Below are 11022 nucleotides of genomic sequence, written 5' to 3'. Positions count from 1 at the left end.
AATTTTATTTCATCACAATTTTGTGCATCAAATCAGTAACACCGGGCTTTCTTCTCCGTCTTTTAGAGGCGCTGTTACCTCCTCCATAACCCATTCCTCCGGGAGATGTTTCATACATTTCCTCATCTAACCTGTCTGCGATTTCGTCAAATATGCGTTTATAGGCAGGACAATGCGGATCTACTCCCCGTACCTCACCTCCGGTTGGAGCAATTGCGTTGTAAGGACATCCTCCACGACAATATGTTATATGGCGGCAGTTTTTGCAAGATTCATCTACAAAACTTTTAAACTCCTGCATAAGAATCCATGCCTTTGAACTTTCTATTTCATCGGGTGACGGGTTGTCATGCACATTTCCCATAAGATATTCCTGCATCCCGACAAAACGATAGCATGGATATATCCCGCCGTCAGGTCCGATTGCAAACGTTGTTCCCATACAGTCGGCAAATGTGCAGACATTTCCTCTTCTTGTAAAAACACATCTTACGAGATCGTTTATGTTCATAATCTCAGCTTTATTAATGTATTTTATCGCCATATCAAGAAGGTACACTAAAAGTTCGCCGTATTTTTCAGGTTCGAGAGCATATTTTTCCGGTTCTTTTCCACGAAGTGACGGAAGTGCAGGGTGAAGTTTCAGCGGAAATCCGTTATCCATAAAAAACTTAAAAATCTCCTCTTTTCTCTCATACGAATCAGAGGTAAAGGTGCAGATGTATTTGACATCAAGTCCGTTTTCGGTTGCTGTTTTAAAGCCTTTCATATTTTTTTCATAGTACCCAGATCCCCTCTGAATATCATTTATCTCTTCCGGCCCGTCAATGCTTGAGCCGACAGGAATGTTGTATTCAGCAAGAATCTTTGCAATCTCAGGAGTCATCCTCCAGAGATTTGTCTGAATCGCAAAGGTTGGCTCAAGATGTTTTAAGCCCTCAGATAATATTGGAAGGGCTTCTTTGTAAAATTCTGCTCCGGCAAGCAGTGGTTCACCCCCATGGAAAGTTACAGTAACCTGATAATTTTTAAGATTTTTTAGCCATTCAACCGTTTTTCTGACTGTTTCAACAGTCATTACCGGGGAATCCTCTTCAGAACTCCAGCAGTATACGCAATTTGAAGGACACCCGAGAGTAGGGATAATCATCACATGAAACGGACTTTTCATCAGGATATTTTAGGCATTCTACATGGTATAATTTTTCTTAAATTTACGAGAGCCAAATGAGATTTAAGCTACATGATATATGCAAAGTCTGAAAATTATGACAGGAGAAACAAAAACAGAGGGAAGATGATATATACTTTCCTTTAGCATATAGGAAAATACTCAATATTTGAGAGGAGTTCTTTATGATTGATATAAAAAAGGTAGCAGATATTCAATCGCAGAAAAATCCGCACAATGTGGATGCAAGAAAGATATATGAGACAAAGCATGCAACAGCAGTTGTAATAACATTAAATCCCGGAGAATCTTTAAAAAAGCATAAGACACCGGTTGATGTATTCTTCTATGTGCTTGAAGGAACAGGTGTCGTTGAAATAGGAGATGATAAGGATATGGCATCAAAAGATTCAATAATAAACAGTCCTGCAAACATACCTCACAGATGGATTAATGAATCAGATAAAGTGTTTAAAGTGCTTGTTGTGAAAGTTCCAACTCCAACAACAGAGACTAAACTACTTTAATCTTTCAATTTTTATCTTCAGCATCTTTGTTTCCCGTACATGTTAATAAGCCTTATAAGATCTGAGAAACCATCCATTTCCATCTGAAGAACTCCGTTTTTATCCATTCCCATGCTTGTTTCAGCATCGGCTGTAAGCATGTCAGGCCCTCTTATAACAGTCCTCTCAACTCCGTCTGAAGATAAGACTTCTGCGGCTTCTTTTTCATGCACAAAAGCTCTTCCGGGGATTATTACAACTTCTCCAACACGGGATAAATCAACTTCTTTTAGATCATCGATTGTAATTAAACATGCTATCTCTTTTTTTGTTCCATAAACCCATGTTTTATTTCCACAGGCGTCTAAAATCGCCTGAATCGGCCGTGCCGCAATACTTCCTGTGATGATAGTTGCATCTTTTTCTACTTTTGGCAGTTTTTCAAGAAGGTCCGGTTCGTCCATGATTGCAAACGGAGATCCTATCTCGGGGTCTCCAAGCGGAGTTCCATTTATTTTAAAGCTGTATCTGGAATTTAAGGAGGCTACAAGTTCTGCAAATTCACGCACTGTATGAACTCTCTGACCCTTAATGATAGGAGCGTTTTTAAGAATCAGTCCCTGATCAGTGCGGTTTGCAAACCTCATCAGAATAAGTCCCTTTACACCACATTCCTCTAAATATCGGCACATGTCTTCAAGGACTTCTGCATCATTTACACCGGGAATTACCAAAGATGCGGCATAAACATCTATTTTTTTACACAGTCTTTTGAAGACTTCAAGCGACACTTCCGGTGTCTTGTCTCCCATGTATTCTTCGCGAAGTTTTGGGTTGCTTGAAAATACTGTGAATGATATCTCAGACAGGCCGTTTTCGACCATGAAATCTGCAATTTCAGGATCGTCAAAGCCTTTTCCGGATGTATATCCGATGTGAATCGGAACTTCCATACTTCCAAGAATCTCCATTAAATCCTTAAATTCAGGATAACAGGAAGGATCTCCTCCGCCGCTTATTGTTATTTTTTCAAGTTCACCGTCCATTAACTGCAGATTTGCAAGGATGTCGTCTGCAACATCACGCAAATCCTTGAATCTCTCATATTTTTCCCGGACTCCGTCAGTACAGTATTCACAGCCTTTTGTAAAAGGAAGGCAGTATTTACATCCAAAGGGTTCGGGTTCATCCTCTTTTTTGAGGCCTTTGAAATAGCAGTATTTACAAAAACCCCGGCAGTCTACTCCGGGACTTCCTCCCAGGTCTACGGTAAGATGCGCCATATTGTATCCTTCACAATGTTTTGTTGCGATAAGGGATTAAATAATGGTCTTTTAATCAGGTGATTGAATTTTTGGCAGATGCAAAACGTCATCTTTTTTATAGTAAACAGCCAACATTAGTAGAGCGCCTCAGTGGCTTAGCGGCATAGCGGCTGATTTGTAATCAGCAGGTCGGGGGTTCAATTCCCTCCTGAGGCTTCCAGACATCATGTCCAATTCCCCCCCATAACTCTTTTATATTCATATTCTGAACTTTCTTTCATGGGAAGTACCACAGCACCCACCAGGACCGACAGTAATTTTCATTACGTCAAGCCAGTCTATGCAGACCGGTCAATTAAACGGGCACTCACAGAAGGCCAGATTCTCCAGTATGACTTAGATCTCATCTATGAATTTATATCCGAGCTTCAGGCATCACAAAACATCGGCCTTGCAAGAACAAACAAAATAATTTATGCTCTCATTACATGGAGACGTTTCATCTGTCCTTACAAAGAGGCAAAAATCTCTGATATCTACAAAGCGATTTCAGATCTCAAAACAGCAAAGAGCAGCAGGGACAGGCCATATAAGGCCAACACAATTCATGACTACGTCATGTTTCTGAAAAGATTCAGCCTCTGGATGATTGAAAATGGCTATAATGATCTTCCGAAAGAAAAAATAAACAAAATAAAACCGCCAAGCGCAAACTTCAGCACAAAACTTCCTGAACAGATGCTTTCAAAAGAAGAGATAGAGACGCTGCTCTCAGGCTGCACAAATTCAAGAGACCGGGCATTAATCGCACTTCTTTATGAATCAGGATGCAGAATCGGAGAAATCGGCCGGCTCACATGGGGAAGAATACAGTTTGACGAGTATGGAATCATTCTGACAGTTGAAGATACAAAATGCAGTAAGCAGAGATATGTCCGGATAGTTATGTCAAAACCTTACCTTCTGGCATGGCGCCAGGACTATCCCTTTGAACCGAAAGATAACAACCTCGTCTTTATCACTCAGCAAAAAACTCCATTTAACCACGGCACTGTAATGAAAATCCTTCACACTTTAAGGATAAGAACAGGTATTCATAAACACATAACACCGCACATCTTCAGGCACAGCAGAATCACACACCTGATCAATGACGGGATGAATGAATCAGTAATAAAGCTAATGATGTGGGGAAACATCAACACACCGATGTTTCAGACATACGCACACCTGACCGGACGTGACATCGACCGTGAGGTTCTCGGAAATTATGGAATCGTTTCAAAAGACGAAAAGGAAACCCATGCACTTGAACCGGTAATGTGTCCAAAGTGCATGACGATAAACCCGCCGAAAGCCGAATTTTGCAACCGCTGCGGACGATCATTCACCGATGAAGCAACAGCAACCATTGAAGAGATGGCAGAAGACATCAGCAAAAATCCCAACCTGCTAAAACAGATGATTGAGAAGATCCTTGAGGAGAAAATGCAGGCAAAAACATCTCTATAATTTTTAAAAAACCCAAACCTAAAGACTTCTTTTTAACCACAGTGCGCCTTTTAACTATCTAACCCGCAAAAATACTGCACACAATAAATCCACCGCGGGCGGTCTGAAAGTAAAACGCCTGCAGGTTTATCTGCTCTTAAAAGTGACCTGAAAATATGAATCAGTTGTTGAAATGGGGAAGAGACACTGTTTCGGGATCTTTCAGCCTTTGAATCTGATTATATTCCTGACCGGTTTTTATTCAGGGAAGAGCAGATAAGAGAGCTTTCATATAATCTGAGACCGGCGCTTAAGGGGTGTTCGCCGGTGAACACAATATGCAGGGGGCTTCCGGGGACGGGGAAAACAACATGTCTCAGAAAACTTTTTTCCGAGGCAGAGATGCACACAAAAAAGCTTGTTACTGTTTATGTAAACTGCCAGATTGAGAGGTCTCCGTTTTCGATTTATTCAAAGGTTTATCGAAAGGTTACCGACACTAAAATTTCGCCCGCAGGTTTGTCTTTTGAGAACCTCGTTGCAGCGGTTGCAAAAAAGATTGCAGAAGAGAATAAAGTCGTTCTTCTCTGCCTTGATGACGTTAATTATATGGGCAGTAAGAGTGCGATGAACACTACACTTTTTACTGCTTTAAGACTTCACCAGGAATTTGAGGGAGTCAGAATAGGAGTTTTTGCAGTTCTCTCAGATGTTCATAAGAATATTTTAGATGGCCTTAATGCCGGGGTTGTGTCATCATTCAGGCCGGCTGAGGTATATTTCCCGCCTTATTCCGCTGCAGAGATGCACGATATTTATCAGGCCAGAATCCTCCAGGGTGTTTATCCGAATGTTATCTCAGGGGATATTCTTGATCTGATTGTTGACTATTCAATGAAGATTGGGGATCTCCGTGTCGGCCTTGATCTGATTAAGCGGTCTGTGATGAATGCGGAGAACGATGCCAGGACATCTGTTACTGAGGAGGATGTGAGCCGGGCCTTTTCGGTTTCAAAGGATGTGCATGTTAATGAGACCCTTAAGACTCTGAAGAACGGTGAGAGGCAGCTCTTTGAGCTTATCGGTGAGATGACACGGGAGTCTAAAGAGAGGGGAGACGCTGCCGGCGTCACATCAGGACAGGTGCAGCGGCGTGCGAAGGATGAGCTGAATATCGGTTATACCTACTTTTTTGAGTATATCAAAAAATTAGAGGAGCTTAGGCTTGTTGATCTTGTGAAGAAGGACGGGGTTCATGGTAGGATGAGTTATGTGGAGGTTAGGGGGTTTTTATAATGGGTTTTTATGTTAAAATCCTTTTAAAGCGATGAGAGCAAATTAGAGAAGTTGTAAATCGCTTCTTCAGCTTCAGATACAGTTTTTGCACCTGTGCAAACCAGGCTTCCGGTAGAAAACAGGAGTATTGTAACTCCCCTGGTTTTGCATACCATCCCTGGGAATTGTTCAGGTTCATATTCACAATCAACCTCTTCTCCGGACCTGAATTGCTCGTAAATGGCTTCCAGACTGGAATTAATTTGTATTTTATCGTGACAAACGATGTTGCATATATCGAATTTTTTTAATTCGGCTGGGAGTCCTGCTTCGTGTATTTTTTCAATGATTCTTTCAATCAGGGAGTCTGAATTTTCAATAATATCCGCTCCTGTAAGCAGGAATTTTCCGGATTTATAGAATGCCACATACTTGTTTTCAGGCTGAAGGCGGTATTTGAGCCAGTGTGATTTGCCTTTTTCCGATCCTGGAAGTCCTGTTTGCAGTTTTTCCAGGTCCAGAGGCCCTTTTAGTGAAATGGTGGCTACAACATTGGTTATCTTCATTTTTCTCCCGTATATTAATTATAAACAATCTGTTCAGGACAAAGCGAGTGATTTATAGACAGCATCGACAGGGTCTTCATAAAAGGATATCTGGAATTTGCTGAAAAGATCCGGAGGGACCATTGAGATCTTTCCTGCAGAAGATATCGGGATTAAAACTTTCTTTGCACCGGCATCTAAGCAGACCTGAAGAAGGTCAGAAAGATTGTCAATAACACTAATCGAACCGCCGATAGTGAAGGTTCCAAGAATAACAATCTGTTCATGTACGGGTTTTTCAAGGGCGCCTGAACAGAGACTGATAAATGCAGGAAGTGCAAGGCCGTCTGCTATTCCGACACCTGTCAGGTCCTGTACATGAAGCTGGTAATCTTTCTCTTTTGTGGAGATACTCTGGCTGACGGATTTGGCATTTGCCTTGAAGTAATTAAAAGCGGTCTGAACAGCCTCTTTTGCTTTCGAATTTGAGCCAAGACCGGATTTTTCATATTTCCCCGAACCGGCTACTACCTGCAGTTCAAATTTATATACCCCAATCTTTCCATCTTCGTTTCTGTTAACAGAAAATACCTGGCCGGGTTTTCCCATGCCTTCAGGAATCAGCCTGCTGCCGCCGCTTTCAGGAACTGTAACAAAATGCTCTGAATGCTCCTCAACATCAATGTATGAAAAGTTGACATCGTAGAATTCAATTCCGCCAATCTTTTTTAATTGTTCTTTTACTCTTCGTCTTCCGGTGAGGGCATATTCTAGGATTTCACGTGCGTCTTCCTTTGTTGCACTGTCATCAGGATATAATAGTTTCATCAGACCGGAAAATGTCTTTTTTACTGCAATTACATCTCTCTGGTTGAGGTTGTTTCCAAACCTGAAGTATTTGAAGATATGATCTCCAAAGGATCTCTTTCTCATCTCGCGGAGGAATTCCGCAAGGTAGTCAACAATGAATCCGTACCCTTCAGTGAAATGTTCAGGCCTGAATTTTGGGACCTCCCAGCCGGGAAGATAATAATGAATCCTGTCGAAAAATGCACTGTCATTGTTCATGACATCCGGAAACGGTGCAAAGAGATGTGCTGTTTTCATTAGAGATGATATGCTCTGGTTTACGTTTCCGACAAAAACAATTGAGGCGTTTGCGTTTATCTGGTCTTTGCCTCTTGCAAATGAACCTGATGCCATGTAGTCTTTGAGGATTTGGATTCCGTCCTTGTCTTTGAACCTTATGCCGGCGACTTCATCAAACGCTACAACATCCCATAAACCGACGAGTCCTACCTGTCTTGAACTCAGGTTGTAGAAGAGATTTGCAACTGTTGTCTGTCCACCGGATATTAATATTGAATTTGGAGAGATCTCCTTGTAAACATGGGATTTCCCTGTACTTCTTGGTCCAAGTTCGCACAGATTATAATTATTTTCAACAAGAGGAACAAGTCGTTCAAGGAGATGCCATTTGACAGGATACTCCAGTCTGTCAGGCTCCATTCCTATGGTTCTCAACAGGATGTCGATCCACTCATCTTTTGTGAATTTCTTCCTCCTGTCGATTAGTTCATTGATATCCATATTGGGAATCTGGATAGGTTTCAGGCTGGATATCATAAATGGGGAACGGGATGATTCGACAGAATATTCCATCTTTACTATGCACCAGATTCCGCCACCTAGGAGTTTTTCATACTTCTTTACCGTTTCGGGATCGATCTCAATCTCTTTGATTCCAAGCGATGAGAATTCGGCTTCATAAACATCCCGCCTCTCATTGAGATGAACAGTTATCTTGTCAATGACAGTGTAATATCCGGTCTCACGGATTCTTGATTTAATAAGCTCTGCTTCGTCAGGGCGGACGTAGTTGTCTGATAAGATACGTTTTACTTTTTTTACCCCTTCTTCGATTAACTCTTCATCTTCTGTTGCACAGTTTGAGCCAAGCAGATATTCGAGGACATAGACCGGAACATTATTGCTTCCTTTAAGCTTTTTTGTCAGGTCTTTTCTGACTACTCTGCCAGGGAAACACTGGTTTAGTTTTTTATCCGTTTCAATTGCTGGTATATGTTCTGTCATCTTTTAAGCCTCCGGTTAAAAATCATCAGTTATCAGAATATCTACTTCAAGGGTGGTCTCTAAAACATCAGTGTATTTTGCCTTTGTGTCCTCATCGACAGCTTTTAAGAGATAGATGCCGTTTTTAACATTTCTACCCAATGTAAGTGTTACATCAATAATTCTTTTGTCCGGTTCGTCAGAGGTTCTGTCTGCAATGATAACCTTTTCGTCGCTTAATCTTTCCCCTTTATTGTCATAAAGTGCGATTCTGCACCGGAGGGGTTCACGTTTATCTGTTACACTTTCAGTCTGTAAAAGACTGATCCTAAACGGATTACTGGTGATTTTTCTGATGTTTCCAAGCAGTGTTATTCCTACTTTACCATATCCTATTCCTTTTCTGTCAAGATCGGATTCTGATTTAATGTGGTTGTAGTGAAGCACTGGTATGACTATCTCCTGGAGAGATGATCCACCATGAACAAAGTTCCTTCCGCCTCCCTGGTGCCTGAAACGGAGATCGGCGAAGGGTGTGTATATATAGTAATGTTCTCCTGAATCTGAAGGGATATTTAATTCAAATCTGTGTGTATTTGGAAGTTCTGTCTTTTCACTGCTGATAATAAATCTTTTATTTGCAATAAGGAAATTGTCCTTTTCAAACCCTGCTGTATCAACGATGTCGACATTTTCGAGAGCGTCGCGGTTGTAGATGAATCCGTGATCTGCAGTGATTATTATATTGTTTACATTCAGACTTCTTCCAAGACGGTTTATCATAGTGTTAATATCGTCAATGGCAAGTTCTGCGGCCTCAAAGACTTCGTCTTCTGAGGATTTGCTGTCTCCGGTATCATCGATTCTGTTGTGATAGATATATACTATTCTCTTTCCTTTGATTAGCTCTCTTTGTTCATCTGATTTCAGTTTACTGAACTCTTTGAAGTTTAAAGCTATGGATTCCTTGCCGTAGGCGGCGAGTATTTTATCACGGTTTGCAAGACCGTCAGAGTCCATCCCGTCAACAAAGACATGATCTTTTTTGTATTCAAGCTGTTTGTGGGGAAGAAGTGAGGCCATTGCGAGCCGCGTGTAGGACGGAAGAGAGGAGGCCATTGTCTTCATCTCAACTGTTCCGTTTGTACTTTTGTTGAGGACATCCATGAGTTCGGCGGCGACCTCATATCTGAGAGCATCTGAGATTATGACTGCGACTTTGTCTCTGTCGTTTCTTTTGATTATCTTTGAAACATGGTTGTCGAAGAAATCTTTCTGTTTGTCGATTAGTTCTATCTCCCATTTTCCGTTTGAATTTTTTTCGAGGAGGTCGCTCCATTTCGTCAGGATTTTTTCGTTGGTGTTCCTGTATTCCCTCTCGACTATCTCCCTGATGCTGTTTTTCAGGATGTCTTTATCACTGTTTTTGTCATAGTGGCGGTAGAACTTTCGATAGTAGTAGTCGTGGAGATAATATTTTTCAGCATATCTTCTGAAGAGTTCATTTGGAGTGTTTGCAGGGGTTTCTTTTTCTTCTATCTCTTCTGATAAACGGATTAACATTATGCCATATTTAAGTGCTGAATAGATGTGCTTAAATTCGGGATAGTAATGTCTGGTCTTTCGTGCTTCTATCCATTCGAGGTATTTTTCATAGTCCCTGCCGCCGTTTTCGATTGTTTTTACTATCTGCCGGATTATGCTTTTATCAAAAATATCGGGTGCATTGACTTCCAGGTAGCTTTCAACTTTTTGTTTGTTGAGGATGGAGGTTAGATCTTTTTCCAGCTTTTTATCTTCTTCGAGGAGAAGTTTCCGGCAGTATTCGTCAAATCGTGAGTAGTCTTTTGAATTTTCCATCCAGCCGGAGATGAATATTTCACATTCGTTGCTCTGCTTTGGATGGTTAATATAACTCTCAAGTGCTCCGGGGGGGATTTGTGCATTTCTGTCGATATGGGTTATAAGAAAGCTTAAGAAGAATTTTTCGAGCGTGGGGTGCTCTTTATAAAAGCCAAAGTTTCTTCCTGCAATGTCCCAGAATTTTTCTTCAAGGCTGTATCGGACGATGTCTTCCCAGATTGTGTTCTCTTCTTCAGAGAGTGAGTTCATCAGGACGTTTTTGACAATCTCCCTGTCGTCCGGGGCTGTCGATCCTGTGATTACTGTAAAGATACCTTTTAAGAGATCTTTTTCTTTCCATGTATTATCATAGTATTTTTTTAAGGCTGCAACTCTTTTCTTGCTTGCGAAGAATTTCTGGTGCTTTTCAAGGAATTTGTCATATTCATAGCCTTCTATTCCTATCTCAGATTTTATATCGGATATTCTGCTGTTTTCAAACCGTTCGGAGTATAACTGGATGTCTAAGAGCCAGTTTTCCTTATATGGTCTTTCAGCTTCGTGGGAGTAGATGAGATAGTCAGATTCGGTGTCTGTATGTTCGATTATTTTTTTTATTTCATAGAAGTTGTTATCGAGGATGAGAGTTTTTATGCCGTTTTGACTGAGTGTTTTTGAGATTGATTCCAAGTCTTCGTCTTCGGCTGTTTTTTCATTGTCATACCAGAAGACTATCTTTCTTTTTTCAAATTCTGATAAGTTTTTGAATTTATGAAGTATTGCGGCGGTTGTCTTCTCAAGGCTTAGTATCGGCATCTCTTTTCCCCTATTACTGGAAATTTTGATCTGTGTTC

At 41.0% G+C, this 11022-nt stretch carries 8 protein-coding genes and 1 tRNA gene; 4 read left to right on the top strand and 5 right to left on the bottom strand.

The genetic code is table 11. From position 1 onward, the window contains the following. Positions 1 to 4 precede the first annotated feature (4 nt). Positions 5 to 1171, bottom strand: coding sequence for a TIGR04083 family peptide-modifying radical SAM enzyme (locus tag L1994_RS02450; RefSeq protein ID WP_278100106.1), 1167 nt, complete (start codon positions 1169 to 1171; stop codon positions 5 to 7). 185 nt (positions 1172 to 1356) lie between these two features. On the opposite strand from L1994_RS02450, the gene L1994_RS02445 reads away from it, so the two are divergent. Then, entirely contained in the window at positions 1357 to 1698 is a 342-nt protein-coding gene (locus L1994_RS02445; protein ID WP_278100105.1) for a cupin domain-containing protein, read from the top strand. 17 nt (positions 1699 to 1715) lie between these two features. Here the strand turns inward: L1994_RS02445 and mmp10 are convergent, their stop codons facing one another. Further along, complete coding sequence (mmp10, locus tag L1994_RS02440) at positions 1716 to 2960, bottom strand: methyl coenzyme M reductase-arginine methyltransferase Mmp10 (protein WP_278100104.1); 1245 nt, start codon at positions 2958 to 2960, stop codon at positions 1716 to 1718. Between the two features lie 126 nt (positions 2961 to 3086). On the opposite strand from mmp10, the gene L1994_RS02435 reads away from it, so the two are divergent. The 3 genes from L1994_RS02435 (at position 3087) to L1994_RS02425 (ending at position 5729) form a co-directional block, all read left to right on the top strand. After that, positions 3087 to 3158, top strand: a tRNA-Thr gene (locus L1994_RS02435). Between the two features lie 63 nt (positions 3159 to 3221). Then, positions 3222 to 4454, top strand: coding sequence for a site-specific integrase (locus L1994_RS02430; protein WP_278100103.1), 1233 nt, complete (start codon positions 3222 to 3224; stop codon positions 4452 to 4454). Between the two features lie 186 nt (positions 4455 to 4640). Beyond that, positions 4641 to 5729, top strand: coding sequence for an ORC1-type DNA replication protein (locus L1994_RS02425; protein ID WP_278100793.1), 1089 nt, complete (start codon positions 4641 to 4643; stop codon positions 5727 to 5729). A 23-nt stretch (positions 5730 to 5752) separates the two neighbouring features. On the opposite strand, the gene L1994_RS02420 is transcribed toward L1994_RS02425, so the two are convergent. The 3 genes from L1994_RS02420 to pglZ are packed head-to-tail and all read right to left on the bottom strand — an operon-like array spanning position 5753 to position 10984. Then, positions 5753 to 6274: a TATA-box-binding protein gene (locus L1994_RS02420; RefSeq protein WP_278100102.1), complete on the bottom strand. Its 522-nt coding sequence runs from the start codon at positions 6272 to 6274 to the stop codon at positions 5753 to 5755. Positions 6275 to 6307: 33 nt separating this feature from the next. Beyond that, entirely contained in the window at positions 6308 to 8347 is a 2040-nt protein-coding gene (gene brxL / locus L1994_RS02415) for a protease Lon-related BREX system protein BrxL (RefSeq protein WP_278100101.1), read from the bottom strand. 15 nt (positions 8348 to 8362) lie between these two features. Then, entirely contained in the window at positions 8363 to 10984 is a 2622-nt protein-coding gene (gene pglZ / locus L1994_RS02410; protein ID WP_278100100.1) for a BREX-1 system phosphatase PglZ type A, read from the bottom strand. Positions 10985 to 11022 lie beyond the last annotated feature (38 nt).

The sequence above is a fragment of the Methanomicrobium antiquum genome (assembly GCF_029633915.1).
GTDB classification, from domain to species: domain Archaea; phylum Halobacteriota; class Methanomicrobia; order Methanomicrobiales; family Methanomicrobiaceae; genus Methanomicrobium; species Methanomicrobium antiquum.
Note: the sequence above shows the minus strand (reverse complement) of the source record. Positions and strands in the feature narration are given on the sequence as shown.